At 34.8% G+C, this 25,781-nt stretch carries 36 protein-coding genes; 34 read left to right on the top strand and 2 right to left on the bottom strand.

From position 1 onward, the window contains the following. Positions 1 to 11: 11 nt before the first annotated feature. From rplB to ACOOWA_RS00975, 26 genes are all read left to right on the top strand, one after another. Complete coding sequence (rplB, locus tag ACOOWA_RS01100; protein WP_421372675.1) at positions 12 to 833, top strand: 50S ribosomal protein L2; 822 nt, start codon at positions 12 to 14, stop codon at positions 831 to 833. A 2-nt stretch (positions 834 to 835) separates the two neighbouring features. After that, a complete protein-coding gene (gene rpsS, locus ACOOWA_RS01095) occupies positions 836 to 1,114 on the top strand; it encodes a 30S ribosomal protein S19 (protein ID WP_267266473.1) in 279 nt (92 codons plus the stop codon). A 2-nt stretch (positions 1,115 to 1,116) separates the two neighbouring features. Beyond that, positions 1,117 to 1,515, top strand: coding sequence for a 50S ribosomal protein L22 (gene rplV / locus ACOOWA_RS01090; RefSeq protein WP_267280717.1), 399 nt, complete (start codon positions 1,117 to 1,119; stop codon positions 1,513 to 1,515). Between the two features lie 8 nt (positions 1,516 to 1,523). Continuing rightward, entirely contained in the window at positions 1,524 to 2,276 is a 753-nt protein-coding gene (rpsC, locus tag ACOOWA_RS01085) for a 30S ribosomal protein S3 (protein ID WP_421372671.1), read from the top strand. A gap of 76 nt (positions 2,277 to 2,352) precedes the next feature. Then, positions 2,353 to 2,778: a 50S ribosomal protein L16 gene (rplP, locus tag ACOOWA_RS01080; RefSeq protein WP_421372668.1), complete on the top strand. Its 426-nt coding sequence runs from the start codon at positions 2,353 to 2,355 to the stop codon at positions 2,776 to 2,778. Positions 2,779 to 2,790: 12 nt separating this feature from the next. Further along, a complete protein-coding gene (gene rpmC, locus ACOOWA_RS01075; protein WP_267266470.1) occupies positions 2,791 to 2,976 on the top strand; it encodes a 50S ribosomal protein L29 in 186 nt (61 codons plus the stop codon). 14 nt (positions 2,977 to 2,990) lie between these two features. After that, a complete protein-coding gene (rpsQ, locus tag ACOOWA_RS01070; RefSeq protein WP_034678021.1) occupies positions 2,991 to 3,245 on the top strand; it encodes a 30S ribosomal protein S17 in 255 nt (84 codons plus the stop codon). 2 nt (positions 3,246 to 3,247) lie between these two features. After that, a complete protein-coding gene (gene rplN / locus ACOOWA_RS01065; protein ID WP_034684837.1) occupies positions 3,248 to 3,616 on the top strand; it encodes a 50S ribosomal protein L14 in 369 nt (122 codons plus the stop codon). A 22-nt stretch (positions 3,617 to 3,638) separates the two neighbouring features. Beyond that, positions 3,639 to 3,965 carry a 50S ribosomal protein L24 gene (gene rplX / locus ACOOWA_RS01060; protein ID WP_421372664.1) on the top strand — a complete coding sequence of 109 codons (327 nt, stop codon included), beginning with the start codon at positions 3,639 to 3,641 and terminating at the stop codon, positions 3,963 to 3,965. Positions 3,966 to 3,976: 11 nt separating this feature from the next. After that, positions 3,977 to 4,528, top strand: coding sequence for a 50S ribosomal protein L5 (gene rplE / locus ACOOWA_RS01055; protein WP_421372662.1), 552 nt, complete (start codon positions 3,977 to 3,979; stop codon positions 4,526 to 4,528). A 3-nt stretch (positions 4,529 to 4,531) separates the two neighbouring features. Then, on the top strand, positions 4,532 to 4,801 hold the full coding sequence (gene rpsN / locus ACOOWA_RS01050; RefSeq protein WP_047442254.1) for a 30S ribosomal protein S14: 270 nt from the start codon (positions 4,532 to 4,534) through the stop codon (positions 4,799 to 4,801). 152 nt (positions 4,802 to 4,953) lie between these two features. Continuing rightward, the gene (rpsH, locus tag ACOOWA_RS01045) at positions 4,954 to 5,352 is read left to right on the top strand and encodes a 30S ribosomal protein S8 (RefSeq protein ID WP_421372659.1); all 399 of its coding nucleotides are present in this window, start codon (positions 4,954 to 4,956) and stop codon (positions 5,350 to 5,352) included. 17 nt (positions 5,353 to 5,369) lie between these two features. Then, positions 5,370 to 5,915, top strand: coding sequence for a 50S ribosomal protein L6 (rplF, locus tag ACOOWA_RS01040; RefSeq protein WP_421372657.1), 546 nt, complete (start codon positions 5,370 to 5,372; stop codon positions 5,913 to 5,915). Positions 5,916 to 5,929: 14 nt separating this feature from the next. Continuing rightward, positions 5,930 to 6,283 (top strand): 50S ribosomal protein L18, encoded by a 354-nt coding sequence (rplR, locus tag ACOOWA_RS01035; protein WP_421372655.1) that lies wholly within the window; start codon positions 5,930 to 5,932, stop codon positions 6,281 to 6,283. A gap of 18 nt (positions 6,284 to 6,301) precedes the next feature. Beyond that, on the top strand, positions 6,302 to 6,823 hold the full coding sequence (gene rpsE / locus ACOOWA_RS01030; protein WP_027387203.1) for a 30S ribosomal protein S5: 522 nt from the start codon (positions 6,302 to 6,304) through the stop codon (positions 6,821 to 6,823). A gap of 10 nt (positions 6,824 to 6,833) precedes the next feature. After that, positions 6,834 to 7,010 (top strand): 50S ribosomal protein L30, encoded by a 177-nt coding sequence (gene rpmD / locus ACOOWA_RS01025; RefSeq protein WP_047442249.1) that lies wholly within the window; start codon positions 6,834 to 6,836, stop codon positions 7,008 to 7,010. A 19-nt stretch (positions 7,011 to 7,029) separates the two neighbouring features. Further along, positions 7,030 to 7,479, top strand: coding sequence for a 50S ribosomal protein L15 (rplO, locus tag ACOOWA_RS01020; RefSeq protein WP_421372652.1), 450 nt, complete (start codon positions 7,030 to 7,032; stop codon positions 7,477 to 7,479). A gap of 9 nt (positions 7,480 to 7,488) precedes the next feature. Beyond that, entirely contained in the window at positions 7,489 to 8,868 is a 1,380-nt protein-coding gene (gene secY / locus ACOOWA_RS01015) for a preprotein translocase subunit SecY (RefSeq protein WP_421372650.1), read from the top strand. 3 nt (positions 8,869 to 8,871) lie between these two features. Beyond that, the gene (infA, locus tag ACOOWA_RS01010; RefSeq protein ID WP_027381317.1) at positions 8,872 to 9,087 is read left to right on the top strand and encodes a translation initiation factor IF-1; all 216 of its coding nucleotides are present in this window, start codon (positions 8,872 to 8,874) and stop codon (positions 9,085 to 9,087) included. A gap of 66 nt (positions 9,088 to 9,153) precedes the next feature. Next, positions 9,154 to 9,270, top strand: a complete 117-nt coding sequence (rpmJ, locus tag ACOOWA_RS01005) for a 50S ribosomal protein L36 (RefSeq protein ID WP_007839480.1) — start codon at positions 9,154 to 9,156, stop codon at positions 9,268 to 9,270. A 3-nt stretch (positions 9,271 to 9,273) separates the two neighbouring features. Beyond that, entirely contained in the window at positions 9,274 to 9,651 is a 378-nt protein-coding gene (gene rpsM, locus ACOOWA_RS01000; protein WP_034678036.1) for a 30S ribosomal protein S13, read from the top strand. 12 nt (positions 9,652 to 9,663) lie between these two features. After that, positions 9,664 to 10,053: a 30S ribosomal protein S11 gene (gene rpsK / locus ACOOWA_RS00995; RefSeq protein WP_066679832.1), complete on the top strand. Its 390-nt coding sequence runs from the start codon at positions 9,664 to 9,666 to the stop codon at positions 10,051 to 10,053. 19 nt (positions 10,054 to 10,072) lie between these two features. Continuing rightward, complete coding sequence (gene rpsD / locus ACOOWA_RS00990) at positions 10,073 to 10,681, top strand: 30S ribosomal protein S4 (RefSeq protein WP_074230971.1); 609 nt, start codon at positions 10,073 to 10,075, stop codon at positions 10,679 to 10,681. A gap of 33 nt (positions 10,682 to 10,714) precedes the next feature. After that, a complete protein-coding gene (locus tag ACOOWA_RS00985) occupies positions 10,715 to 11,710 on the top strand; it encodes a DNA-directed RNA polymerase subunit alpha (RefSeq protein WP_421372641.1) in 996 nt (331 codons plus the stop codon). Between the two features lie 6 nt (positions 11,711 to 11,716). Next, positions 11,717 to 12,235: a 50S ribosomal protein L17 gene (gene rplQ, locus ACOOWA_RS00980; protein WP_175620693.1), complete on the top strand. Its 519-nt coding sequence runs from the start codon at positions 11,717 to 11,719 to the stop codon at positions 12,233 to 12,235. 309 nt (positions 12,236 to 12,544) lie between these two features. Beyond that, the gene (locus ACOOWA_RS00975; protein ID WP_421372638.1) at positions 12,545 to 13,363 is read left to right on the top strand and encodes a GLPGLI family protein; all 819 of its coding nucleotides are present in this window, start codon (positions 12,545 to 12,547) and stop codon (positions 13,361 to 13,363) included. A 375-nt stretch (positions 13,364 to 13,738) separates the two neighbouring features. On the opposite strand, the gene ACOOWA_RS00970 is transcribed toward ACOOWA_RS00975, so the two are convergent. Both ACOOWA_RS00970 and ACOOWA_RS00965 read right to left on the bottom strand, forming a co-directional pair. Beyond that, positions 13,739 to 14,002 (bottom strand): hypothetical protein, encoded by a 264-nt coding sequence (locus ACOOWA_RS00970; protein WP_421372636.1) that lies wholly within the window; start codon positions 14,000 to 14,002, stop codon positions 13,739 to 13,741. Between the two features lie 545 nt (positions 14,003 to 14,547). Beyond that, positions 14,548 to 15,792, bottom strand: coding sequence for an NAD(P)/FAD-dependent oxidoreductase (locus tag ACOOWA_RS00965; protein ID WP_421372633.1), 1,245 nt, complete (start codon positions 15,790 to 15,792; stop codon positions 14,548 to 14,550). Between the two features lie 84 nt (positions 15,793 to 15,876). On the opposite strand from ACOOWA_RS00965, the gene ACOOWA_RS00960 reads away from it, so the two are divergent. The 8 genes from ACOOWA_RS00960 (at position 15,877) to ACOOWA_RS00925 (ending at position 25,768) form a co-directional block, all read left to right on the top strand. After that, positions 15,877 to 17,394, top strand: a complete 1,518-nt coding sequence (locus ACOOWA_RS00960) for an HAL/PAL/TAL family ammonia-lyase (protein ID WP_421372631.1) — start codon at positions 15,877 to 15,879, stop codon at positions 17,392 to 17,394. 121 nt (positions 17,395 to 17,515) lie between these two features. Further along, on the top strand, positions 17,516 to 18,247 hold the full coding sequence (gene fabG / locus ACOOWA_RS00955; protein ID WP_421372628.1) for a 3-oxoacyl-ACP reductase FabG: 732 nt from the start codon (positions 17,516 to 17,518) through the stop codon (positions 18,245 to 18,247). Positions 18,248 to 18,333: 86 nt separating this feature from the next. Further along, positions 18,334 to 19,554 (top strand): beta-ketoacyl-[acyl-carrier-protein] synthase family protein, encoded by a 1,221-nt coding sequence (locus ACOOWA_RS00950; protein ID WP_421372626.1) that lies wholly within the window; start codon positions 18,334 to 18,336, stop codon positions 19,552 to 19,554. A 4-nt stretch (positions 19,555 to 19,558) separates the two neighbouring features. Continuing rightward, the gene (locus ACOOWA_RS00945; RefSeq protein WP_421372624.1) at positions 19,559 to 19,813 is read left to right on the top strand and encodes an acyl carrier protein; all 255 of its coding nucleotides are present in this window, start codon (positions 19,559 to 19,561) and stop codon (positions 19,811 to 19,813) included. A 112-nt stretch (positions 19,814 to 19,925) separates the two neighbouring features. After that, positions 19,926 to 20,810 carry a lipid A biosynthesis acyltransferase gene (locus ACOOWA_RS00940; protein ID WP_421372621.1) on the top strand — a complete coding sequence of 295 codons (885 nt, stop codon included), beginning with the start codon at positions 19,926 to 19,928 and terminating at the stop codon, positions 20,808 to 20,810. Positions 20,811 to 21,271: 461 nt separating this feature from the next. Then, the gene (locus ACOOWA_RS00935) at positions 21,272 to 22,798 is read left to right on the top strand and encodes a phytoene desaturase family protein (RefSeq protein ID WP_421372619.1); all 1,527 of its coding nucleotides are present in this window, start codon (positions 21,272 to 21,274) and stop codon (positions 22,796 to 22,798) included. After that, positions 22,798 to 24,471, top strand: coding sequence for a C45 family autoproteolytic acyltransferase/hydolase (locus tag ACOOWA_RS00930; RefSeq protein ID WP_421374625.1), 1,674 nt, complete (start codon positions 22,798 to 22,800; stop codon positions 24,469 to 24,471). Before ACOOWA_RS00935 ends, ACOOWA_RS00930 begins: the two co-directional genes overlap by 1 nt. Positions 24,472 to 24,673: 202 nt before the next feature. Then, positions 24,674 to 25,768, top strand: coding sequence for a hypothetical protein (locus tag ACOOWA_RS00925; RefSeq protein ID WP_421372617.1), 1,095 nt, complete (start codon positions 24,674 to 24,676; stop codon positions 25,766 to 25,768). Positions 25,769 to 25,781 lie beyond the last annotated feature (13 nt).

The following is a 25,781-nucleotide window of genomic DNA, read 5'->3' as shown; positions in this document are numbered from 1 at the left end:
AAATAATAGTAATGTCTGTTAGAAAATTAAAACCTATCACCCCAGGACAGAGATTCAGAATTGTAAATAATTTTGAGGAAATTACTACCAACAAACCAGAGAAATCTCTTACAGTTGGTATTAAAAAGTCAGGTGGACGTAACCAAACTGGTAAAATGACCATGCGTTACACCGGAGGTGGACACAAAAAGAAATACAGAATTATCGACTTCAAAAGAAACAAGCATGATGTTGAAGCAACGGTAAAAACTGTAGAATACGATCCAAACAGAACTGCTTTCATCGCTTTAGTTGAATACGCAGACGGAGAGAAGAGATATATCATCGCTCCAAACGGAATCAAAGTTGACCAAAAAATTATTTCAGGTGAAAGCGTAGAGCCTAATGTAGGTAACGCAATGAAATTGAAAAATATTCCTTTGGGTACTGTAATTTCTTGTGTTGAAATGAAGCCTGGCCAAGGTGCTATTTTAGCAAGAAGTGCTGGTTCTTCAGCTCAATTGACTTCAAGAGACGGAAAATATGCAATCATCAAGTTGCCTTCAGGAGAATCTAGAATGATCCTTACTGAATGTTTCGCAATGATTGGATCTGTTTCTAACTCTGACCACCAGTTAACTGTGTCAGGTAAAGCTGGTAGAAGCAGATGGTTAGGTAGAAGACCAAGAACAAGACCGGTAGTAATGAACCCTGTAGATCACCCAATGGGAGGTGGTGAAGGACGTTCTTCTGGAGGTCACCCAAGATCTAGAAACGGTATGCCGTCTAAAGGGTATAAAACTAGAAAGAAAAACAAAGTGTCTAACCGTTACATCGTATCTAAAAGAAAATAATTATGGCAAGATCACTTAAAAAAGGACCATTCATTCATCATACTTTAGATAAGAAGGTTCAGGCAAATGTGGAAGCTGGTAAAAAAACAGTTATCAAAACTTGGTCTAGAGCATCGATGATCTCTCCGGACTTCGTAGGACAAACTATTGCTGTACACAACGGGAAATCTTTTATCCCGGTTTATGTTACAGAAAACATGGTAGGTCACAAGTTAGGCGAATTTTCTCCAACAAGATCTTTCAGAGGTCATGGTGGTAACAAAAACAAAGGTAGCAGATAATCATGGGATCAAGAAAAAGAGAAAGTGCATTAGCACGTAAATTAACAAATCAAGATGTAGCGAAAGCGTTACACAATGATTGCCCGTCTTCTCCAAGAAAAATGAGATTAGTAGCTGATATCATCAGAGGAGTAGAAGTAGATAAAGCTTTAAGCATTCTAAAATATTCAAAAAAAGACGCGTCAAACAAATTGGAGAAAGTATTACTTTCTGCAATGGCAAACTGGCAGTCTAAAAACGAAGGTGCTGATATTGAAGAAGCAAACCTTATCGTTAAAGAAATTTTTGTAGACAGTGCAAGACAATTGAAGAGACTAAGACCAGCTCCACAAGGTAGAGGGTACAGAATCAGAAAAAGATCAAACCACATTACACTAATCTTAGGTACAAAAGAAAATTAATTCAAGGTATGGGACAGAAGACAAATCCAATTGGTAACAGATTAGGTATCATCAGAGGATGGGATTCTAACTGGTTTGGCGGTAAAAACTACGGTGATAGAATCGCTGAAGATTACAAAATCAGAAGATACCTTGAAGCAAGATTATCTAAAGGTGGAATTTCAAAAATTTATATTGAAAGAACACTTAAATTAGTAACTGTAACAATCACTACTGCTAGACCGGGATTAATCATCGGTAAAGGAGGTCAGGAAGTTGACAAGTTGAAAGAAGAATTGAAGAAACTTACAAAAAAGGATATTCAAATCAACATCTTCGAAATCAAAAGACCTGAGCTTGATGCAGTATTAGTTGCAGACAGTATCGCTAAGCAAATCGAAAACAGAATCTCTTACAGAAGAGCTGTAAAGATGGCTATCGCTTCTACAATGAGAATGGGGGCTGAAGGTATCAAAGTTCAAATCTCTGGTAGATTGAACGGTGCTGAAATGGCAAGATCTGAGTCTTTCAAAGACGGAAGAATCCCATTGTCTACTTTCAGAGCAGACATCGATTATCATATCGGTGAAGCTTTAACTCAATACGGTAAATTAGGAGTAAAAGTTTGGATCATGAAAGGAGAAGTTTACGGTAAGAGAGATCTTATGCCATTAGTAGGACAACAGAAGAAAGGTGGTCCTTCAGGTGGTGGAAACAGAGATCGTGAAAGAGGAGGAGACAGAGATAACAGAAGACCTTCAAGAGATAAAAAAAATAATTAATAAAATTTTAGAGGATAGTTTTTAAATGACCGTTACTTTTTTAAAATCTAAATTCTAAAATCTAAAATTTAAAATTATGTTACAACCAAAAAGAACCAAATTCCGTAGAGTTCATAAGATGAAAATGAAGGGGATTGCTCAGAGAGGTAATCAACTTGCTTATGGAACTTTCGGAATCAAAGCTAACGAAGGTGCTTGGATCACTGCAAGACAAATCGAAGCTGCTCGTATCGCTGCGACAAGATATATGAAGAGAGAAGGTCAGCTATGGATCAAAATATTCCCGGATAAGCCTATTACTAAAAAACCAGCCGAAGTAAGGATGGGTAAAGGTAAAGGTGCTGTAGAATATTGGGTAGCTGTAGTGAAACCAGGTAAAATTATGTTCGAAATCGGAGGCGTATCTTACGAAATCGCTAAAGAAGCATTAAGACTTGCTGCACAGAAATTACCAGTTACGACTAAATTTGTAGTTGCTAACGATTTTGTTAAACCTCTTTAATCTCTGAATACAATGAAACAAGCTGAAATTAAAAATCTAAGCGCGGAAGATGTTCAAGCTAAATTGACTGAAGCTAAAGCTCAATTTTCAAAAATGAAATTGGCTCACAAAATCAGCCCACTTGAAAACCCGATCCAAATCAGAGATTTGAGAAAGACAATCGCAAGATTAAACACTGAGTTAACTAACAAACAATAATATTCCTTTTTACAATGGATAGAAATTTAAGAAAAGAAAGAATCGGAGTGGTTTCCAGTAATAAAATGGAAAAAACTATTGTTGTTAGCGAAACTACGAGAGTAAAACACCCGATGTACGGTAAATTCGTTTTGAAAACGAAAAAATATACGGCACACGACGAAAACAACGAATGCAACGAAGGAGATACAGTTTTAATTTCTGAAACTAGACCTTTGAGCAAGAGTAAGAGATGGAGATTAGTAAGAATCATTGAAAAAGCTAAGTAATCATGTTACAAACAGAATCAAGATTAAAAGTTGCTGATAACACAGGTGCTAAAGAAGTATTGGTTATCAGAGTTCTGGGAGGAACCAGAAGAAGATATGCTTCAGTTGGTGATAAAATCGTAGTTACTATTAAAGATTCTACACCATCAGGAAACGCAAAAAAAGGTCAGGTATCTAAAGCAGTTGTAGTAAGAACTAAAAAAGCAGTGAGAAGAAAAGATGGTTCATACATCAAATTCGAAGACAATGCTTGTGTATTACTAAACGCTGGAGGAGAAATGAGAGGAACACGTGTTTTCGGACCGGTTGCTCGTGAGTTGAGAGACAAAGAATATATGAAAATCATTTCATTAGCTCCTGAAGTACTTTAATTTTTAAAATTTTTAAAAGAAAATGTCAAAGTTAAAAATAAAAAGAGGAGATAACGTAATCGTAACTACAGGTAAGCAAGGTCTTAAAGGTAGCACAGGTGAAGTTATTGAAGTGATCAAAAAAGAAGGAAGAGATCCTAGAGTAATCGTTGCAGGACTTAACATCGTTAAAAAACACGTTAAGCCTTCAGCTTCAAATCCTCAAGGAGGAATTACTGAAAAGGAAGCTTCTATCCATATCTCAAACGTAGCTTTAGTTGGTAAAGACGGAAAAGCAATCAAAATCGGTTACAAAATCGAAGGAGATAAGAAAGTAAGAATCAACAAAAAAACGGGTGAAACTTTATAATTAAATAACACATGGAATTTATAGCAAGACCCAAAAAAGCATATAAAGAAACAATTGTTCCAGCAATGATGGAAGAATTTGGTTACAAATCAGTAATGCAGGTACCAAGACTTGAGAAAATTATTTTATCTCAAGGTTTAGGAGACGCTACTGCTGATAAAAAAATCATCGATTATGCTGTAGAAGAACTTACAAATATCACCGGTCAAAAGGCTGTTGGTACGATCTCTAAGAAAGATGAAGCTGCTTTCAAATTAAGAAAAGGTATGCCTGTAGGTGCTAAGGTAACTCTTAGAGCAAACAAAATGTACGAATTCTTAGACAGACTTACAGCTTCTGCTTTGCCACGTATCAGAGATTTTTCTGGTATCAAAGCAGACGGTTTTGACGGTAGAGGAAACTATAACTTAGGTATTACTGAGCAGATTATCTTCCCTGAGATCGTAATCGACAAAGTAAAGAAAATCCAGGGGATGGACATTACTTTCGTTACTACTGCGAAAACAGATAAAGAAGCGAAATCATTATTAACTCACTTCGGTTTACCGTTCAAAAAGAACTAAGAAATGGCTAAAGAATCAATGAAAGCGCGTGAGCGCAAAAGAGAAGCTACTGTAGCTAAATACGCTGAAAAAAGAAAAGCTTTAAAAGAAGCAGGTGATTATGAAGGACTTCAAAAATTACCGAAAAATGCTTCTCCTGTAAGATTACACAACAGATGTAAATTAACAGGTAGACCAAGAGGATACATGAGAACGTTTGGTATTTCCAGAGTAACTTTCAGAGAAATGGCAAACAACGGTCTTATCCCGGGAGTTAAAAAAGCAAGCTGGTAATTTTAATTACTCATTAAAAAAATCGGGACAATTAAGTTGTCGGGAAACTAAAGAAATAAATATCAGACCTAAGATTTTCTGAAGTCTGATATTTTAATCTTCAAGTCTCTTCAATACTGATTGTTCTTTAACCAATAATTTAAAACAAAGAAATGGTAACAGATCCAATTTCAGATTTCCTGACTAGAGTAAGGAACGCACAAAGCGCAGGCCACAAAGTGGTGGAAATTCCTGCATCGAAAATCAAAAAGGAGATTACAAAGATTTTATTTGATCAAGGGTATATCTTAAACTACAAGTTTGAAGATAGCGCTGTTCAAGGAAACATCAAAATCGCTTTGAAGTACGACAAGCAAACTAACAAACCAGCTATTAAATCTATCCAAAGAGCTTCTAGACCAGGTTTGAGACAGTACAAAGGTTCAGGTGAACTTCCAAGAGTACTGAACGGTTTGGGTATTTCTATCATCTCTACTTCTAAAGGAGTAATGACTGACAAGAAAGCTAGAGAAGAAAAAGTAGGCGGTGAAGTAATCTGCTATGTTTATTAATTTTTAATCAAAGGAAAATGTCAAGAATTGGTAAAGCAATTATAACAATTCCCGCTGGTATTACAGTTTCTGAAAAAGAAGGTGTAGTTACAGTAAAAGGTCCTAAAGGAGAACTTTCTCAGGAGCTTACAGAAGGAATTACTATTGAGCAAAATGACGGTCAGTTAACTGTTAACAGACCATCTGATGCTAAACAACACAGAGCACTTCACGGATTATACAGAGCGTTGATCGCAAATATGATCCTTGGTGTAAATACAGGTTTCGAAAAGAAACTGGAATTAGTAGGGGTAGGATACAGAGCTTCTCACACAGGTCAAAAACTTGAGTTGGCTTTAGGATTCTCTCACGGTATCGTTTTAGAACTTCCAAACGAAGTGAAAGTTGATACATTGACTGAAAAAGGTAAAAACCCAATTATTACTTTAACGTCTCATGATAACCAACTTCTAGGGATGGTAGCTGCAAAGATCAGATCTTTCAGAAAACCTGAACCTTACAAAGGAAAAGGTGTGAAATTCGTAGGAGAAATTGTTAGACGTAAAGCTGGTAAATCTGCTTAATAAAATTTAAGAAAATGGCACTAAGTAAATTAGAAAAAAGAATAAGAATCAAAAGAAGAGTAAGAGGAAAAATCTCTGGATCTGCTGATTTGCCAAGATTATCTGTATACAAGAGTAATAAGGAAATTTACGCTCAGTTAATCAACGATAAAGACGGAAAAACTTTAGCTTCAGCTTCTTCCAGAGAGAAAGGAGCAGATGCTAACGGAACAAAAAGTGAAGTTTCTGCTGCTGTAGGTAAAGCAATCGCTGCTAAAGCTCTTGCTGCAGGAATTGAAAATATTGTATTTGACAGAAACGGATTCGTTTACCACGGTAGAGTGAAAGCTTTAGCGGACGGAGCGAGAGAAGGAGGACTTAAATTCTAATCATTAAATTTCGGAAATATGTTAGGACTAGATAATATAGAAAGAGTAAAACCGGGAGGATTAGAACTTAAAGATCGTCTCGTTGCTGTAAATAGAGTAACAAAAGTAACCAAAGGAGGTAGAGCTTTCGGATTTTCTGCAATTGTTGTTGTAGGAGACGAAGCTGGAACTATCGGTTTTGGTTTAGGAAAATCTAAGGAAGTTGCTTCTGCTATCGCTAAAGCGGTAGAAGACGCTAAGAAAAACTTAGTAAAAGTTCCTGTAATGAACCATACAATTCCTCACCAGACTTCAGCTAGATACGGTGGTGCAGATATCTTCTTGAGACCTGCTTCTCACGGTACAGGGCTTATCGCAGGTGGTGCGGTAAGAGCGGTACTTGAGTCTGCTGGTGTTCACGATATCCTTTCAAAATCTAAAGGATCTTCAAACCCTCACAATGTGGTAAAGGCAACTTTCAAAGCATTGTTAGACATCAGAAGACCAGAAGAAATTGCAAGAATGAGAGGAGTTTCTCTAACTAAAGTGTTTAACGGTTAATAAATAAACAATGGCAACAATTAAAGTAAAGCAAGTAAGAAGCGCTATTGGTAGAACAAAAACCCAAAAGAGAACGCTTGAAGCATTAGGATTTAAGAAACTTCACCAAGTTATCGAGCACGAAGCTACACCTTCTATTTTAGGAATGATAGCTGCAGTGAGCCACTTACTTGAAGTTCAAAAATAATTTTTAAAATAATTTTAAAATGAATTTAAACAACATAAAGCCTGCTGCAGGTTCTACATTTAGTTCAAAAAGAATTGGTAGAGGACAAGGTAGTGGAAAAGGAGGTACTTCTACAAAAGGTCATAAAGGTCAAAAAGCTAGAGCTGGTTATTCTCAGAAAATCGGTTTCGAAGGTGGACAGATGCCTTTACAAAGAAGACTACCTAAGTTTGGTTTCAAAAACGTAAACAGAAAAGAATTTAGAGCGATCAACTTAGATGATATCCAAATTTTAATTGAAAATAAATCTGTAACAGGAGATATTACAAAAGAAGTTTTGGTACAATACGGTTTAGCTACTAAAAACGAATTAGTGAAAATTATGGGTAGAGGAGAATTGAAATCTGCGGTTTCAATTACAGCTGACAAATTCACTAAATCTGCTCAGGAGCTTATTGCTAAAGCAGGTGGTCAAGCAATTACTTTATAATAATTACTAATGAAAGAATTTATACAAACCCTCAAAAATATTTGGAGACTTAAAGAACTTAGAGATAAAATTCTCTTTACTTTGGGTATTATCCTTGTGTATAGATTCGCATCTTTCATCTCACTTCCCGCAATTAACCTTGCAGAAGTAGGTGATCTCTTAGAGCATTATAAAAATCAAGGCGGTAACAAGCAAGGAGCAGGTCTCCTTGGCTTGCTTTCGTCATTTACAGGAGGAGCTTTCAGCCACGCTTCTGTAATGGCGTTAGGGATTATGCCTTACATTTCAGCTTCTATTATTGTTCAGTTGATGGGGATGGCTATCCCTTATCTTCAGAAACTTCAAAAAGACGGAGAATCTGGTAGAAATACATTGAATCAAATTACTAGATGGTTAACAATCGGAGTTTGTCTTGTACAGGCACCGTCTTATTTAACTTCTATTACTCAGTTGTTCTTACCTTACGCTCAGTTCCAGTCTGCATATTTTGTAGATCCTAATTCAATTATGTTCTGGTTGCCAAGTATTGTAATCTTGGTGGCAGGTTCTGTATTTGCAATGTGGTTAGGTGAAAAAATTACCGATAAAGGTATTGGAAATGGTATTTCTATCCTTATTATGGTAGGTATTTTATCTAGATTACCAGAAGCATTCGTACAGGAAATCGCAGTACAAAACGGAAAAGGAGGATTGGGTTCAATCATGATTCTTGTTGAAGTAATATTCTGGATGTTGGTAGTTCTTTTAGCAGTAGTATTATCTGTTGCGGTAAGGAAAATTCCTATTCAGTATGTAAGCAGAGCTCAGGCAAGAGGAGGTGTAAATAAAAATCTTATGCAGGGAGCAAGACAGTGGATTCCATTAAAAGTAAACGCAGCTGGTGTAATGCCGATTATCTTTGCTCAGGCATTGATGTTTGTACCTGGTTTACTGACAAAATTTGATGAGTCTAATACTTTTCTTGCTGGTTTCAAAAATGTTTTCAGCTGGCAATACAATGTATTGTTTGCATTACTGATTATTATCTTTTCATTTTTCTATACCGCAATTACAATTCCGGTAAACCAAATGGCCGATGATTTAAAGAGAAACGGAGGTTTGGTACCTAAAGTAAGACCCGGTAAGGAGACTGCTGATTATTTGGATGATATTTTATCAAAAATTACCTTGCCAGGTGCAATATTTTTATCTATCTTTGCAGTCCTTCCGGCAATAGTGCATGGAAGTCTTGTTCAGACAGATGCGTTCGCCCTATTTTTCGGGGGAACTTCATTGCTAATTATGGTTGGGGTAGTATTAGATACGGTTCAACAGATTAACACTTATCTGCTGAATCATCATTATGATGGCTTAATGCAGTCTAAATTATCAAGATCGACTGGATATTAATTTATGGCAAAACAGAAACATATCGAGCAGGATGGCGTTATTACGGAAGCACTTTCGAATGCGCAGTTCCGTGTAGAGCTGGAAAATGGGCATATTCTTATTGCTCATATCTCTGGTAAAATGCGTATGCATTATATTAAACTATTACCTGGTGATAAGGTAAAATTAGAAATGTCTCCTTACGATCTTTCGAAGGGGAGAATTACATTTAGATATTAAACAAATGCCAAATGGAATCTTCTGATCTCCATTTGGCTATTGTTAAAAATAATATAAATATTTCAAATGAAAGTTAGAGCATCAATTAAAAAAAGAAGTGCTGATTGCAAAATCGTACGCAGAAAAGGCGTTCTATTTGTAATCAACAAGAAAAACCCAAAATTTAAACAAAGACAAGGCTAAATTATGGCGAGAATTTCAGGTATTGATTTACCAAAAAACAAAAGAGGTGTTATCGGTTTAACTTATATCTACGGAGTTGGAAGAAGTACATCTTCTGAAATCCTTAAGGCTGCCGGTATCAGCGAAGACAAGAAAGTCAACGAATGGAATGACGATGAATTGGCTGCAATCAGAACGTATATCTCAGAGAACATTAAAGTGGAAGGAGAGCTTAGATCTGAAGTGCAATTGAACATTAAGAGATTAATGGACATAGGATGCCAACGAGGAATACGTCACAGACTAGGACTACCTTTAAGAGGCCAGAGAACGAAAAACAACTCTAGAACCCGTAAAGGAAAGAGAAAAACAGTTGCTAACAAGAAAAAAGCAAGTAAATAATCGTTAGGAATTATGGCAAAACAAACTAAAGTAGTTAAAAAAAGAAAAGTAAAAGTTGAAGCTATTGGTGAAGCGCATATTCAGGCTTCTTTCAATAACATCATCATTTCTTTAACAAATAAAAGCGGAGAAGTTATCTCTTGGGCATCTGCCGGTAAAATGGGTTTCAGAGGTTCTAAAAAGAACACTCCTTTTGCTGCTCAAATGGCAGCAGAAAATTGCTCTACTGTAGCTCACGAAGCTGGTCTTAGAAGAGTAAAGGTGTATGTGAAAGGTCCTGGTGCAGGTAGAGAATCTGCTATCAGAACTATTCACAATTCAGGTATCGAAGTAAGCGAAATTATCGATGTTACTCCAATGCCACACAATGGATGTAGACCACCGAAAAGAAGAAGAGTTTAATTTTTAGAATTTACCCATTATGGCAAGATATATTGGACCTAAAACTAAGATTGCTAGAAAGTTTGGTGCTGCAATCTACGGAGATGATAAAAACTTCGAGAAAAGAAAAAACCAACCGCCAGGACAACACGGTCCTAACAAAAGAAGAGGAGCAAAGAAATCTGAATATGCTGTCCAGTTGATGGAAAAGCAGAAAGCTAAATATACTTACGGTATTTTAGAAAGACAATTTGCTAACTTATTCGAAAAAGCACACAGAAGTAAAGGTGTAACTGGTGAAGTTCTATTACAGCTTTGCGAATCAAGATTGGATAACGTTGTTTACAGATTGGGTTTTGCTAAAACAAGATCTGGAGCAAGACAGTTAACTTCTCACAGACACATCACTGTGAATGGTGAGATTCTTAACATTCCATCTTATTTAGTAAAAGCTGGTGATGTAATCGCTGTAAGAGAAAAATCTAAGTCTCTTGAAGTAGTCGCTGATGCTTTGGCATCAAAAGCAAACTATGAGTGGTTACAATTCAACGACGAGAAAAAAGAAGGTACCTTCATTTCTGCTCCTGAAAGAATCCAAATTCCGGAAGACATCAAGGAACAGCTTATCGTCGAACTTTACTCTAAATAATTTTTTAATCAATTTTTTGCTCAACCCAACAATATGGCAATTTTACAATTCATAAAACCCGATAAAGTAATTCTACTTAACTCTGATGAATTTAAAGGTCAATTCGAATTTCGTCCTTTAGAACCAGGTTTCGGGCTTACAATCGGTAATGCTTTGAGAAGAGTGTTACTTTCTTCTCTGGAAGGATACGCTATTTCATCTATCAAAATAGAAGGTGTAGAGCACGAATTTTCAACTATCCCAGGAGTAATAGAAGACGTTACCGAAATTATTCTTAACCTTAAGCAGGTAAGACTTAAAGCTACAGCAGAAAACCAGGCTTCAGAGCAGGTTATTGCTAAAGTTTCTGGTCAAACTATAATTACTGCTGGAGATTTAGGAAAGTCTATTAACGGATTTGAAATCTTGAATCCAGATTTAATGATCTGTAACCTAAACTCTGATGTTACTTTTGAAATTACGTTCAACATAGAAAAGGGAAGAGGGTATGTGCCTTCTGAACAAAACAAGTCAAACAATGCTCCTGTAGGAACTATTGCTATCGACTCTATCTTTACGCCGATCAAAAAAGTACAATATAGTATTGAAAATTACCGTGTAGAGCAAAAAACAGACTACGAAAAACTTGTATTAGATATAGAAACAGATGGCTCAATCAGCCCTCAGAACGCTTTAACAGAAGCTTCTAAGATATTAATTTATCACTTCATGTTATTCTCTGATGAGAGAATCACCTTGGAGACTGAAGCGGTGAAAGCATCTATCCAGTACGATGAAGAAACACTTCACACAAGACAACTACTAAAGTCTAAATTAGCAGATATGGATCTTTCTGTAAGAGCCTTAAACTGTCTGAAAGCAGCTGAAGTAGAAACTCTGGGCGAGCTTGTTTCTTACAGTAAGTCTGATTTGATGAAATTCAGAAATTTTGGTAAAAAATCTTTGACAGAACTAGAAGAATTGGTGCATTCAAAAGGTCTTAACTTCGGTTTCGACGTTGCAAAATATAAATTAGACGCTGATAATTAAATAATAATGAGACACGGTAAAAAATTCAATCACTTAGGAAGAACGTCTTCGCACAGAAGCGCTTTACTTTCTAATATGGCTTGTTCTCTAATTGAGCATAAAAGAATCAACACTACTGTAGCTAAAGCGAAAGCTTTAAGAGTATATGTTGAACCTTTATTAACAAAGGCAAAAGAAGATACTACACACAATAGAAGAATTGTTTTTGCATATCTTCAAAGTAAAGAAGCAGTTACTGAACTTTTCAGAACAGTAGCTCCTAAAATCGCAGAAAGAAACGGTGGATATACAAGAATCATCAAGACTGGCTTCAGACAAGGTGATGCTGCAGACATGGCTCTTATCGAGCTAGTTGATTTCAACGAACTTTACAATCCTAATGCTGAGGAGAAAAAGACGACAAGAAGAAGTAGAAGGTCTACTACTGCAAAAGTAGCTGTTGAAGCAGCTCCTGTAGCAGAAGAAAAAGTTGAAGAAGCTAAAGCTGAATCAACAGATTCTACTGAAGAAAAAGCTGGAGAATAATATTCTTACAGATATATAAAAAAACCGCTCGGACTTCTGAGCGGTTTTTTGTTTGACGAATTTTCAGTAATCTGAATTTTACAATAATTTTTGATTGTAGATTTATTGTATTCAAATAATTGTTATATACCACAATTATTAGCAAAAATTCATAATAAAATCGCGAAGGATTTTATATTTGCTTCAGCTTTATTTATTAGTTTTGAAATAATTAATAATGCTACTACGAAAAATCTTAAAAACTTTTGATAAATGAATTGAAGAATTTAGATGGAGAGTATGGCACAATCATCATGTTAGCATCTATCAATGAATAAATATTTTCTTTTTTTCTTTTTCTTAATCCAATATTCTTATTCTCAGGAGTATAGGGTTATATATGATTTTAATTACAAATTAGATTCATTAAAAAATTATAGTGAAAATATTGAGATGGTTCTTGATATACAAAAAGATTACTCAAAATTTTATTATAAAAAGTTAATCAAGTTGGATTCCTTGGTAAGAAGTAGAGCTATTATTTCATACGGCTTTCCTATACAACAAGTTGTGAAAAGAAAAACGGGCTTGTTTGTAAACGAAAATTTTGTGAATGTAGCAGATAAATATTATAATTATCCTACTACAGATGATATCCACTGGGAAATATTATCAGACACAAAATTATCAGATAATCATAAGTTACAAAAAGCAGAAGCTAAATGGGGAGGACGAAAATGGATAGCCTGGTTTTCTACTGAAATACCCGTTTCAGAAGGTCCTTACAAATTTAGAGGACTGCCGGGATTAATATTTGAAGTAAAGGATTCTAAAGATAATTTTAATTATAAACTAGTTTCTATAAATAAAAGTTTATCAGAATATGATACTTCCAATATTGTTGAAACTAATTTAGGAATGAATCCAATATCGATTACATTAAAACAATTTCAAAAAATATTAATTAATAATTATAATAATCCATTCAGTGAATATTATGCAATGAAAGAAGGAACTTGGGGATTAACTATATTTGATAAACACATTAGTAGTTTGGAAGGACTCAAAAGTATTAAAAAAGATTATCAGCTTCAAATAGCGAAAAATTATAATCCTATAGAATTAGATAAGGCTGTCAAATATAAATAAGAGTAAGATCTTAAATTACTTTTTGATTTTGTACCGATTTACAAATGTTCTCATTGAAAAGGATAATGTGGTCAAAAATAGTTGGTGTTTTTTCTAAAATAATTCGTAATATTTAACGGTTGATTGGAAAAGGAAGTAAGCAATGCTGAGGAATAATTGAGATAAAGCGAATGCTTTACGAAGATTACGAACGCAGTTCTTTACCAAAAATACGATCAGCGCTGTAAACAATAGTTTAGAGGATGGCTTTTGCCATCCATTTTTTGCAAATTATTGGAAGAGCTCTATGGCTTAAAAAAACCTTTTACGACTTTATATTTTTATAAAAAAGATACCATTGGATAAACTTTTTCTTCGAAAAGTAAGTCCCATCTATTAGCAAAAAACTTCCTTGTTCTGGCTGTAACAGAGCTTGGGAGCGTTTTCAAGCATCACATTAAAATACCGCTGAAGAGTACTTACCGAATATCCTGATTCTGCTGAAATCTGCTCATAAGTCTGCTTTCCGACAATCCATTTTCTGAACCAAATTTCTTTGTTTTTCAGGCTTACAGATTTATTCTCTGAAGTAAAATAAATGCCGCAATTCTTACATTTAAAACGACGCTTACCGTTTTGCTTTCCCCAAGAAATTAACAACTATTTTTGACTGCCTCATGTTTTCATTGATATAGTCACCAATTTTATAGCACCAAACTAAGGCAATCATTACGATCATGAATAGTTTTTCGAGTCTCTTTTGATCTGTGACGTGTGTGTTTTCTACATTAAATCCACTATTTTTAAAAGCCATGAAAAACATTTCAACCTGCCATAAAGCGTTGTATCCGGCTCATAAAACTCTTTACTAAAGCATTGCCGTCGAAACATTGGCTAATGGCAAATAATCGACTGTTTTCACTTTGCATAAACCAATAATCGTCATGGAGATGAGTTGAAACTGTGCTTTGTTAACTTTTGTTGAAAAATTTTGCTTTAAAACTTAACATAAATCTGTATTTTTTATAACCTTGACTGGTATTTTTGTGCTTAGTTGAATTCCTAGAAAATATATTATAAGTTACTGAATACCATTAATTTATCCTAATAGAATCTAATTTACTTACTGATTGTAAAAGATTTATATTTTTGGCATGTATTAAACAGCTTTTGTTAAAAGATGAAAAAGCGGGAGAATAATATTTTTATGATTGTATTTTTTCTGTTTTAATGAATTCCGCAAGATTTTTTATTGCAGTATCATGGATTCTCACAAAAGTATTTTTTTTGTTCCAGACATAACCCGCCAAAACTGCACAGATTTTCCTTTTTACATCAGGATTTTCCGGTTGATGGAAGAATAATTCCTGAAGATTCCCGGTGTACCATTCTTTTACATAGGTTGTAAAAACGCCAACTCCATATAAAATATAATCGGCAAATTCGGTCTGCCAATCGACCTTTTCACCATTTAATTGTTTTATTGCAAGCTTTGCTGCGGTCATTCCGCCTTCGGTGGCAAAAGCCATTCCCGAAGAGAAAACCGGATCCAGAAATTCTGATGCGTTTCCTGTTAAAGCAAATCCGTCACCGTATAATTTTTTTACTGAGCACGAATAATCTTTCAAATGTTTTGGTTCAAATAAAAATTCTACATCCCCGAAACGTTTTACATAATAATCAGAAAGAGAAATTGCTTTTCGCAGAGCTTCTGCGGTGTCTCCGTTTTCAGATAGTTTATCAATATATTCAGTCGGGCCAACAATTCCTACGCTTGTATTTCCGTTAGAAAAAGGAATCACCCAAAGCCAGACTTCTGTTTCAATAATGTCAAATGAAATTAAAGTTCCTTCCTCACCTTCCTCACGATTTATATCTTCCAAATGAGCAAAAATTGCAGAGTGTGGAGACAATTTTGAAGGCTTTTCTAAATCTAAAAGTCTCGGTAAGACTCTTCCGTAACCGCTGGAATCAATCACAAATTTTGCATGAATTTCCTTAGTTTTTCCGTCTTTATTTTTTACCGTTGTGACAGAGTCTGTTCCATTAAATTCAATTCCTATTACTTCAGTTTCAAATTCAAGATCAATGCCTTTATTAATAACTTCCTGAGCCAAAGTATTATCAAAATCTGCTCTCGGAACCTGCCAAGTCCAGTTCCAGCCTTCTCCGAATTTGTTGCTGAAATCAAAAATGCAAACCTCATTTCCTCTCATAAACCGGGCTCCCAATTTCTTTTCAAAGCCCATTTTATCCAAAGCGGGAAACAACCCTGCCTCATCAAAATGATCCATCACTCTTGGAATTAAACTTTCGCCTACTACAAGTCGTGGAAATTTTGTTTTTTCAACCACTTTCACGTTGATATTGTTCTTCTTTAAATAAGCAGAAGAGACGCATCCGGAAGGTCCAGCTCCAATTACCAAAACATCAACAATTTCTTTGTCCATTTGTTTAATAAAACTTTTTATCTTTGCGCAAAATTAGTGACAATTAATTATATCTTACAAAATTATCTCTTATTACTTTAATTAATGAAAATAAATAAATTTTTAGAACTGAAAGATTTTCAGAGAATTATTATCGAAAACGAAAGCATAGAATTAGACCCTTCACTTCTCGAGAGGGTGAATGAGAGTTTTTCTTTTCTTAAAGAATTTTCAAGAAATAAAGTAATTTATGGAGTCAATACAGGTTTCGGACCGATGGCTCAATTCAAAATAAGTGACGAAGATACGCATCAGTTACAATATAATTTGATCAGAAGCCACTCTTCAGGTATCGGAAATCCGCTTCCGGCAGATGAGGTGAAAGCTTGTATGTTGGCAAGATTAAACACCTTGTCATTAGGAAATTCAGGCGTTCATGAATCTGTTGTAAATTTACTTAGAGAATTAATAAACAGAGATGTTACACCGCTTATTTTTGAACACGGTGGCGTTGGTGCAAGTGGAGATCTGGTTCAGTTGGCACATTTGGCTTTAGTCTTAATTGGAGAAGGAGAAGTTTTCTATAAAGGCGAAAGAAAGTCTACAAAAGAAGTTTTCGAATCGGAAGGTTTAGAACCAATTCAGGTTGAAATTCGGGAAGGTTTAGCTTTAATGAACGGAACTTCGGTGATGTCAGGAATTGGAATTGTTAATGCTTATAAAGCCAATCAGTTAACCGAAATATCCATTAAATTATCTTGTGCAATTAACGAGATTGTTCAGGCTTACGATGATCATTTGTCTGAAGCTTTAAATGGAACAAAACTTCACATCGGACAGCAGAAAATTGCTGAAAAGATGAGAAATCATTTGTCCGACAGTAAGTTAATCAGAAAAAGAGCCGATCATTTATATACTCATTTTGAAGAGCAGGAAAAGGTTTTTAAAGAAAAAGTTCAGGAATATTATTCTATAAGATGTGTTCCCCAGATTTTAGGACCTGTACTAGACACTTTAAATTTCACTGAAAAAGTTTTGGAAAACGAAATCAATTCAGCAAACGATAATCCAATTATTAACGTTGAAGACAAACATGTTTACCACGGCGGAAATTTCCACGGAGATTATATTTCTCTGGAAATGGACAAACTGAAAATTGTGGTTACAAAACTAACAATGCTCGCTGAAAGACAGTTGAACTATCTTTTAAACTCAAAAATCAACGAAATTTTGCCGCCATTTGTGAATTTAGGTAAATTAGGGTTTAATTTTGGGATGCAGGGCGTTCAGTTTACGGCAACTTCTACAACAGCAGAGAGTCAGATGCTGTCGAATCCGATGTACGTTCACAGTATTCCGAATAATAATGATAATCAGGATATTGTGAGTATGGGAACGAATGCTGCCGTAATTTGCAGAAAAGTAATCGAAAATGCTTTTGAAGTTCTGTCGATTGAAGCGATTACAATTGTTCAGGCGATTGAATATCTTGGTTTTCAGGATAAAATTTCATCAAAAACAAAAGAATTGTATGATGAAATAAGAAAGATTATTCCTGCGTTTTCTGATGATATGATTATGTATCCGTACATTCAGAATGTAAAAGATTATTTGAAGAAATAATTTGTAACCAACCCGAAGGGTTCAATATCAATAGCTGTAGGTGAAACCTATGAGAAACAAAAGTTGGAAATGAAAATCAGAACCCTAAATGGATTCAACAATTTAACGTAAAACTAAACACATGAAATGTGCAATCATAACAGGAGGTTCACGAGGAATCGGGAGAGCGATCTGTATAAAACTGGCTGAAGAAAAAAAATATCATATTTTAATTAATTATACTTCAAACGAGGCTGCGGCAAAGGAAACTTTAGCTAAAGTTGAAGAATCGGGCTCTACAGGAGAAATTCTGAAATTTGATGTAGGAAATGCTGGAGAAACTCAAAAAGTTTTAAACGAATGGCAGGAAAATAATCCAAAATCTATCGTTGAGGTGATTGTCAACAATGCCGGAATCACAAGAGACGGATTATTCATGTGGATGCCGAGTGAAGACTGGAACTCGGTGATTAATACGAGTTTAAATGGTTTTTATAATGTTACCAATTTCTTCATTCAGAAATTATTAAGAAATAAATACGGCAGAATCATCAATATGGTTTCGGTTTCAGGAGTAAAAGGAACGGCTGGACAAACCAATTATTCAGCCGCAAAAGGCGCTTTGGTTGGTGCTACAAAATCTTTGGCTCAGGAAGTTGCTAAAAGAAATATTACGGTAAATGCGGTTGCTCCGGGCTTTATCAAAACAGATATGACAAAGGAATTTAACGAAGATGAACTGAAGGCGATGATTCCCGCAAACCGATTTGGTGAAGCGGAAGAAGTGGCAGATTTGGTCGCATTTTTAGCCTCAAAAAAATCTTCGTACATCACAGGAGAAATTATTAATATTAACGGAGGAATTTATTCGTAAAAAATGTACCAATTTATCAATCTAACAATTTACCAATCATTAAAATTGTTACATTGTTAGATTGATACATTGTTAAATTTGAAAAAATGGAAAATAGGGTAGTCATTACCGGAATGGGAATTTATTCCTGCATCGGAACTTCTTTGGAGGAAGTGAAAGAATCCCTGTATCAAGGTAAATCCGGGATTGTTTTAGACGAAAACAGAAAAGAATTTGGTTTCAGATCCGGGTTAACAGGAGTTGTCCCAAAACCTGATTTGAAAAACTTTCTCAACAGAAGACAGCGTGTAAGCATGGGTGAAGAAAGCGAGTATGCTTACATTGCAACATTGGATGCTTTAAAGCAAGCCAATATCGATCAGGAATTTTTAGACCATAACGAGGTCGGAATTTTATATGGAAACGACAGTGTTTCTCAGGCCGTCGTAGAATCTATCGATATTGCGAGAGAAAAAAAAGATACAACATTGATGGGTTCAGGAGCGATTTTTAAATCGATGAATTCCACAGTGACCATGAATTTGTCTACGATCTTTAAATTAAGGGGAATTAATTTAACCATCAGCGCAGCCTGTGCAAGCGGTTCTCATTCTTTGGGACTGGCTTATATGATGATTAAAAACGGATTTCAGGATATGATTGTTTGCGGTGGTGCTCAGGAAACCAATAAATATTCGATGGCAAGTTTCGACGGGTTGGGCGTTTTTTCAGTAAGAGAAAATGAGCCGCAGAAAGCTTCAAGACCCTTTGATTCTGAAAGAGACGGCTTAATTCCGAGCGGTGGTGCTGCCTCTTTGATTGTTGAAAGTTTAGAATCAGCGCAGAAAAGAGGAGCAAATATTATTGCAGAAATCGTTGGCTACGGATTTTCTTCCAACGGCGGACATATTTCTACACCAAACGTCGACGGTCCGGCTTTGGCAATGAATAGAGCTTTGAAACAATCAGGATTTCAGGCAAAAGATATCGATTATATCAATGCTCATGCAACTTCCACTCCAATTGGTGACGCCAATGAAGCAAAGGCAATTCACGAGATTTTCGGAAGTGAAGTTCCTGTGAGTTCTACAAAATCAATGACCGGCCACGAATGTTGGATGGCAGGAGCAAGCGAGGTCATCTATTCAATTCTGATGATGCAGAACGATTTTGTTGCTCCAAATATCAATTTAGAAAACCCGGATGAAGAAGCAAAAATGATAAATCTTATTGCTGAGACAAAAAATCAAAAAATTGACGTATTTTTGTCGAATTCTTTTGGGTTTGGCGGAACCAATTCTGCATTAATTGTTAAAAGATTTGAGTAAAAAAATGGAAAGAGAGAAGATTATTACAATAGTTAATGATTTTTTGATAAACGAATTTGAAGTTGATGGTGACGACATCAGCAACGATGCAAATTTTAAAGCAACTCTGGGCTTAGACAGCTTAGATTATATTGACATGGTGGTCGTGATAGAATCTAATTTCGGAGTAAAATTAGGCGAAGCAGACTTTAAAAATATCATCACTTTTGATGATTTCTATTCAACAATCGAAAATAAAATTTCAGAAAAAAGCGTATAATTTTTATTTTAAATTTTAAGCCTTTGCTGAGTGAAACGTCTTTGCGAACGAAAATATTTTCAATTATTTTAAAAAAATCTTAGTGGACTTTGCGTTAAAACCAAGCTAATTTATGAACAAGTGGAAAGGTAAATCCAAAGGCACCATTCTGGGGTATCAGATTTTCGTCTGGTGCATTAGAAATATCGGAATCCGAAGCTCATATTTTGTACTATATTTCGTTGCTTTCTACTATTTTTTATTCGAAAAAAACAGCAACAAATACTATTGTTATTACTTTCATAAAAGGCTCCGATACGGTTTTTGGAAAACAAAAATTTCCCTTTTTAAAAGCTACTTCACTTTCGGGCAGACACTAATTGATAAAACAGCGATTTCAGCAGGTTTAAGACAAAAATACACCTACGAATTCGACGGAATAGAAAACCTCCGTAATCTTTTAGCTGAAAAAAAAGGCGGTGTTCTTATCAGTGCCCATATCGGAAATTTTGAAATTGCCGAACATTTTTTCGCCGACATTGATTTCGATTGTCAGATTAATTTAATTACAACAGATCAGGAAGTTACTGTCATCAAAGAATATCTCGAAAGCGTTTCCGTAAAGGCAACCAACATGAAATTCATATATGTAAAAGACGATATGTCGCATATTTTTGAAATTAATAAAGCTTTGTCTAAAAACGAACTTATCTGTTTCACTGGCGACCGTTATTTCGAAGGCTCAAAATTTCTTGAGGCAAATTTGTTGGGAAAAAGTGCAAAATTTCCGGCCGGACCTTTCATGATTGCTTCCAGGTTGGGCGTTCCGGTGGTTTATGTGTATGTGATGAAAGAAAAAAATCTTCATTATCATTTGTACGCAAGAGTAGCTCAAAATATCAAAAAGCGAGATGCACAGGGACTTTTAAACTCCTATACTCAAAATCTTGAATCAATGATTAAAAAATATCCGCTTCAGTGGTTCAATTACTTCGATTTCTGGGATGATGTAGATTAATTTTTAAATCATTATTTGGGCAGCTGTATCCGCCTTCCGTTCCCGCTTTTTTTGCTCGTCGTGCCTCCTCACAAAAAGAGCTCCACTCAAGTCGGGCTGCGAGAGATTCAATCTTTCAAGAGTCAAGTAAAAAGTATAAGAATCAAGAGAAAAAATCCGTGGTTTAATCTGTGGGAAATAAATTTAATTTGTCATTCATCAAACCTCACAGGTTTCTAAAACCTGTGAGGTTTAGTAGCGTAAGTATTAATCAATCCAAAATTTAATAAAAGAGAAAAAAATGGCAACCAATATCTTTGAGTGAAATCGAAGATCATACTCGGGCAAACGGTTTTGAGAACAGGAAATGTTTCTAATCAATTCAAAAAAATCTTGGCGAACCTTGTGATTAAATCTAGAAAATTTATAGAAAACGTTTAATAAACTTTTGTACCTTTTGCCATTAAAACTATAATCAGAATTTGAAAAAAAACTACGACATATTGGTTATCGGCAGCGGCCTCGGAGGACTCGTTTCTGCATTAATTCTGGCGAAAGAGGGCTTAAAAGTCTGTGTTTTAGAAAAAAGCAACCAATATGGCGGAAATCTTCAGACCTTTTCAAGAGATAAGCTCATCTTCGATACGGGAGTTCACTACATTGGCGGACTTTCGGATGGACAAAATCTTAATCATTTTTTTTCTTATCTGGAAATTATGAATGACCTTGAGCTTCAGAAAATGGAAGTCGACGGCTATGATAAAATCACATTCGGAGACGATTCTACAGAATATCCTCATGCACAGGGCTACAAAAATTTTGTCGACCAGTTGGTGAAGTTTTTTCCTGATGAACGACAGAATTTAGAAACCTATTGCCAGGAAATTCAGGAGATTTGCAATTATTTCCCAAGATATAATGTGGTTGGAAAAAATAATTACAGCGAAGAAATTTTACATTTAAATACCAAAAGATTCATCGAATCCATCACTTCAAACAAAAAATTGCAGACCGTTTTATTAGGTTCAAATTTTTTGTACGCCGGAGATTCTGAGAATACGCCGTTTTATGTTCATGCTTTGACTGTGAATTCTTACATCCAAAGTGCTTACAAATGTGTAAAAGGCGGAAGCCAGATTTCTAAATTGCTCATTAAGAAATTGAGAGAATATGGAGCTGATGTTTTTAAGCATTCAGAAGTCTCAGAAATGATTTTTGATGAAAAAGAAATTTTAAGAGGAGTGAAAACATCTTCCGGCAAAGAATTTTTCGCGAATCTATTCATTTCAAATATTGAAATTCGTTCAATGATGAAGTTGATCGGAGAAAAAAAAATGAAAAAATCTTTTGTCAACAGGATTTTAAGTTGGCAACCAGTTTCATCATGTTTCAGTGTTTATTTAGTTTTAAAACCAAACGAAATTCAAAATTTCAATTACAATATTTATCATTATTCTTCAAAAGATTTGGTTTGGAGCGCTTTTAAATACGAAAAAGAACACTGGCCAGAAACATATATGCTTTCTTCAACTCCTTCGAAACAAAACGCAGAATTTGCAGAAAGCTTAACGGCGATTTCCTATATGAGTTTTGAAGAGGTGAAAGAATGGGAAAGTACCTTTAATACAATTGCAGATGAGCATGAAAGAGGGAAGTTATATGCACAGTTTAAGCTTGAAAAGGCAGAAAAAATGATTGATGCTTTAGAAAAGAAATTTCCTGATCTGAGAGCTTCAATCAAAAATATTTACACTTCTTCACCGCTTTCTTATCGTGATTATATCGGTAGTTTCGAAGGAAATATGTATGGCTATTCTAAAACCTCTGAAAATCCGCTGAAAACGATGGTTTCTCCACGTACGAAAATTAACAATCTTTTTCTTACCGGTCAATCGGTCAATATGCATGGGATTTTGGGCTGTACAATTGGTGCTTTCAATACCTGTGCAGAAATTTTGGGCAAAGAATTAATCGATGAGCGTTTGACTAAAGTTTTAAATAAACAATGATGAGAAATAGATTGGTGCTTTATTTAATTTTAATTTTAAATCTGATTTCCTGTGGTGTAAGAAAATCAATAAAGTATCTTCCTGATGTACAAGAATATTCTTTGGAAATTCCAAAGGTTCAGAAGATCAATGATTCTACATTTAGTTTTAATGAAAATTATTTAACGAAGAATAAACAAAAGCTTTGGGAATTGTATATCAAAGGAAATCCTTTACAGCTGGGTTATAATAATGGTGCTTTAACGCAAAGTTTAATGCAGAAACAGGAAGAAATTTTCTTTTCAAAAGTTGAAGGTTTTGTTCCGACGAAGTTTAAACAGAATCTTTTGAGAGGTTTTCTGAAATGGTACAACCGTAAAATGTACCTGAACGTTCGTGATGATTTTCAGGCTGAGTTGTACGGATTATCTCAATATTCATCAAATAAATACAATTTTATTGCGCCAAAATTTCGACGAACTCTATATTTGCACGGAGCTCACGATATTGGTCATGCTATGCAGGATCTGATGATGGTGGGCTGCACTTCTTTGGCAGTTTGGAACGAAAATTCGGAAGACGGAAATCTGTTGATCGGAAGAAATTTTGATTTTTATGTAGGTGATGATTTTGCCAAAAATAAATTAGTTGAATTTGTAGAGCCGGAAAATGGAATTCCTTATTTGTCTGTAAGTTGGCCCGGAATGATTGGGGTGGTTTCAGGGATGAATAAAGAAGGGATTTCTGTAACAATTAATGCAGGTAAATCTAAAATTCCGATGACGGCAAAAACACCGATTTCTTTGGTGACAAGAGAGATTCTTCAGTATGCAAAAAACATCGATGAAGCGATCGCAATTGCCAGAAAACGAAAAGTTTTTGTCTCCGAATCTATTATGGTTGGAAGCGCAAACGATAAAAAAGCGGTAATAATTGAAGTCTCACCTAAAAATTTCGGTGTTTATGATGCTGTCAATTCAAGCAGAGTATTCTGTACAAATCATTTTCAGTCAGATGTTTATAAAGATGATAAAAAAAACCAAAAACATATTTTAGAAAGCCATTCAGAGTATCGATTTGAAAAACTTCAGGAGCTTTTAACCCAAAATAAAAAACTTAATCCTGAGAAAATGGCTGCTGTTCTACGGGATAAATCTGGTTTGAAAGATGAAAAAATTGGCTATGGGAATGAGAAAGCAATAAATCAACTTTTAGCCCATCATGCGGTGATTTTTTCGCCTGAAAAGAAATTGGTTTGGGTTTCTTCGAATCCGTATCAATTAGGTGAATTTGTGTGTTATGATTTAAATGAAATTTTTTCTGATAAAAGATTAAAAAATGGCAAATTCGCAAACTCTAGTTTGAATATTGCCAAAGATTCTTTTTCCGACTCAAAAGAATATCAAGATTATGAAGAATTCAAATTGGCCAATGAGAATTTCAAAATTGCAACTGAAGGAAATGATCATTTTTTGACGGAGGATTTTATCGTGCATTATCAATCTTTAAATCCTGATTACTGGCTGGTTTATTATCAGGCGGGAAAATATTATTTTAAACAAAAAAAATATTCTAAAGCTAAAATTGAATTTGAAAAAGCTTTGACAAAGGAAGTTACAACAGTTCCCGATAAAGAAAGTGTGAAAAAGTATCTGGAAAAAACAAACAAGCACTTGAAAAATCCTAAATATTGAATTAAAAATATATATGCAAGGCTAAAAATTAAAGTTTATTTTTTTGTAAAATATACGTTATTGCCAGTATTTTATTGAATATTGTTTTGTTATTTACTTATTTTATTGAATTATTTTGGTTGGAATTATTTATTTTATGTGAAATTGTTTGGGAGTGAGCGATTTAAATAATTATATTCGTTTTTCCTAAACTAATGATTTAATGAAAAATATATATATTTTAATTTTATCTTCTTTTTTACTGCTTACTTCCTGTAAAACTGACGAAAAAATTGAGACTGTCGAAGCCGAAAGCCCGTTTGTAAATTTTAATATTAACGCTGTTCCTTACGCAAAACTTTCAACGTATTCTTTTTTTACAGGAGATTTAAAAAACCTGAATCCTTCAAAAAAAGTTATTCCTTATGAACCGGCAAGTTCACTTTTTACCGATTATGCTCTGAAAAAAAGATTTATTTGGATGCCCGAATCGACCAAAGCAACATATGATTCGGATGATAAATCCTTAAATTTTCCTGTAGGAACGGTCTTAATTAAAAACTTTTACTATAATACTATTCAGCCCAATAATTCCACGAAAATTATTGAGACCAGATTGATGATAAAAAAAGCAAGCGGTTGGATATTTGCAGAATATTTGTGGAATGATGACCAGACTGAAGCAAATTTGGTAACGGGAACAGATTTTACAAGTGGAAGTTCAAAAAATATTACATTTAAGAAAAGTAATAACGATGTGATTACCACTGCTTACAGAATTCCTTCTGAATCTGAATGTTATGCTTGCCATAAGCTGGATAATCAACCTGTTCCGATCGGTGTAAAACCTCAAAATCTTAATGTTTCATATAATTATCCCAACGGAATAAAAAATCAATTGCAGAAACTTGTAGATGAAGGTTATCTTCAGAGTTATCCTGCGAATATTGTTTCTACCGTTGATTACAGAGATACAAGTAAACCTCTAGATATTAGATTGCGCTCTTATGTAGATATTAATTGTGCGCATTGTCATCAGCAAAATGCACGTTGTGATTACAGAGCAATACGACTGAGTTTTAATAAAACTACTAATCTTGCAAATATGGGAGTTTGTGTAATCGCAGATGAGCCAATAGATCAATCTTTAGAAAAAATTATTACTCCGGGAAATCATAATAAGTCTGTTATGAATTACAGACTGAATTCTACGGATGAAAGTATGAGAATGCCTTTATTAGGAAGAACTGTAGTGCATGATGAAGGAATAGAACTTTTAAAACAGTGGATTAATTCTTTGAATCAAAACTGTCCATAAAAATAAAACCAAA

It is taken from the genome of Chryseobacterium sp. GP-SGM7, from assembly GCF_049166575.1.
Classification (GTDB): Bacteria; Bacteroidota; Bacteroidia; order Flavobacteriales; family Weeksellaceae; genus Chryseobacterium.
This window is presented reverse-complemented; position numbering and strand designations above follow the sequence as displayed.

Coding starts and splice junctions, on each gene's coding strand:
- rplB (WP_421372675.1), top strand. CDS start 12: ATGTCTGTTAGAAAATTAAAACCTATCACCCCAGGACAGAGATTCAGA.
- rpsS (WP_267266473.1), top strand. CDS start 836: ATGGCAAGATCACTTAAAAAAGGACCATTCATTCATCATACTTTAGAT.
- rplV (WP_267280717.1), top strand. CDS start 1,117: ATGGGATCAAGAAAAAGAGAAAGTGCATTAGCACGTAAATTAACAAAT.
- rpsC (WP_421372671.1), top strand. CDS start 1,524: ATGGGACAGAAGACAAATCCAATTGGTAACAGATTAGGTATCATCAGA.
- rplP (WP_421372668.1), top strand. CDS start 2,353: ATGTTACAACCAAAAAGAACCAAATTCCGTAGAGTTCATAAGATGAAA.
- rpmC (WP_267266470.1), top strand. CDS start 2,791: ATGAAACAAGCTGAAATTAAAAATCTAAGCGCGGAAGATGTTCAAGCT.
- rpsQ (WP_034678021.1), top strand. CDS start 2,991: ATGGATAGAAATTTAAGAAAAGAAAGAATCGGAGTGGTTTCCAGTAAT.
- rplN (WP_034684837.1), top strand. CDS start 3,248: ATGTTACAAACAGAATCAAGATTAAAAGTTGCTGATAACACAGGTGCT.
- rplX (WP_421372664.1), top strand. CDS start 3,639: ATGTCAAAGTTAAAAATAAAAAGAGGAGATAACGTAATCGTAACTACA.
- rplE (WP_421372662.1), top strand. CDS start 3,977: ATGGAATTTATAGCAAGACCCAAAAAAGCATATAAAGAAACAATTGTT.
- rpsN (WP_047442254.1), top strand. CDS start 4,532: ATGGCTAAAGAATCAATGAAAGCGCGTGAGCGCAAAAGAGAAGCTACT.
- rpsH (WP_421372659.1), top strand. CDS start 4,954: ATGGTAACAGATCCAATTTCAGATTTCCTGACTAGAGTAAGGAACGCA.
- rplF (WP_421372657.1), top strand. CDS start 5,370: ATGTCAAGAATTGGTAAAGCAATTATAACAATTCCCGCTGGTATTACA.
- rplR (WP_421372655.1), top strand. CDS start 5,930: ATGGCACTAAGTAAATTAGAAAAAAGAATAAGAATCAAAAGAAGAGTA.
- rpsE (WP_027387203.1), top strand. CDS start 6,302: ATGTTAGGACTAGATAATATAGAAAGAGTAAAACCGGGAGGATTAGAA.
- rpmD (WP_047442249.1), top strand. CDS start 6,834: ATGGCAACAATTAAAGTAAAGCAAGTAAGAAGCGCTATTGGTAGAACA.
- rplO (WP_421372652.1), top strand. CDS start 7,030: ATGAATTTAAACAACATAAAGCCTGCTGCAGGTTCTACATTTAGTTCA.
- secY (WP_421372650.1), top strand. CDS start 7,489: ATGAAAGAATTTATACAAACCCTCAAAAATATTTGGAGACTTAAAGAA.
- infA (WP_027381317.1), top strand. CDS start 8,872: ATGGCAAAACAGAAACATATCGAGCAGGATGGCGTTATTACGGAAGCA.
- rpmJ (WP_007839480.1), top strand. CDS start 9,154: ATGAAAGTTAGAGCATCAATTAAAAAAAGAAGTGCTGATTGCAAAATC.
- rpsM (WP_034678036.1), top strand. CDS start 9,274: ATGGCGAGAATTTCAGGTATTGATTTACCAAAAAACAAAAGAGGTGTT.
- rpsK (WP_066679832.1), top strand. CDS start 9,664: ATGGCAAAACAAACTAAAGTAGTTAAAAAAAGAAAAGTAAAAGTTGAA.
- rpsD (WP_074230971.1), top strand. CDS start 10,073: ATGGCAAGATATATTGGACCTAAAACTAAGATTGCTAGAAAGTTTGGT.
- ACOOWA_RS00985 (WP_421372641.1), top strand. CDS start 10,715: ATGGCAATTTTACAATTCATAAAACCCGATAAAGTAATTCTACTTAAC.
- rplQ (WP_175620693.1), top strand. CDS start 11,717: ATGAGACACGGTAAAAAATTCAATCACTTAGGAAGAACGTCTTCGCAC.
- ACOOWA_RS00975 (WP_421372638.1), top strand. CDS start 12,545: ATGAATAAATATTTTCTTTTTTTCTTTTTCTTAATCCAATATTCTTAT.
- ACOOWA_RS00965 (WP_421372633.1), bottom strand. CDS start 15,792: ATGGACAAAGAAATTGTTGATGTTTTGGTAATTGGAGCTGGACCTTCC.
- ACOOWA_RS00960 (WP_421372631.1), top strand. CDS start 15,877: ATGAAAATAAATAAATTTTTAGAACTGAAAGATTTTCAGAGAATTATT.
- fabG (WP_421372628.1), top strand. CDS start 17,516: ATGAAATGTGCAATCATAACAGGAGGTTCACGAGGAATCGGGAGAGCG.
- ACOOWA_RS00950 (WP_421372626.1), top strand. CDS start 18,334: ATGGAAAATAGGGTAGTCATTACCGGAATGGGAATTTATTCCTGCATC.
- ACOOWA_RS00945 (WP_421372624.1), top strand. CDS start 19,559: ATGGAAAGAGAGAAGATTATTACAATAGTTAATGATTTTTTGATAAAC.
- ACOOWA_RS00940 (WP_421372621.1), top strand. CDS start 19,926: ATGAACAAGTGGAAAGGTAAATCCAAAGGCACCATTCTGGGGTATCAG.
- ACOOWA_RS00930 (WP_421374625.1), top strand. CDS start 22,798: ATGAGAAATAGATTGGTGCTTTATTTAATTTTAATTTTAAATCTGATT.
- ACOOWA_RS00925 (WP_421372617.1), top strand. CDS start 24,674: ATGAAAAATATATATATTTTAATTTTATCTTCTTTTTTACTGCTTACT.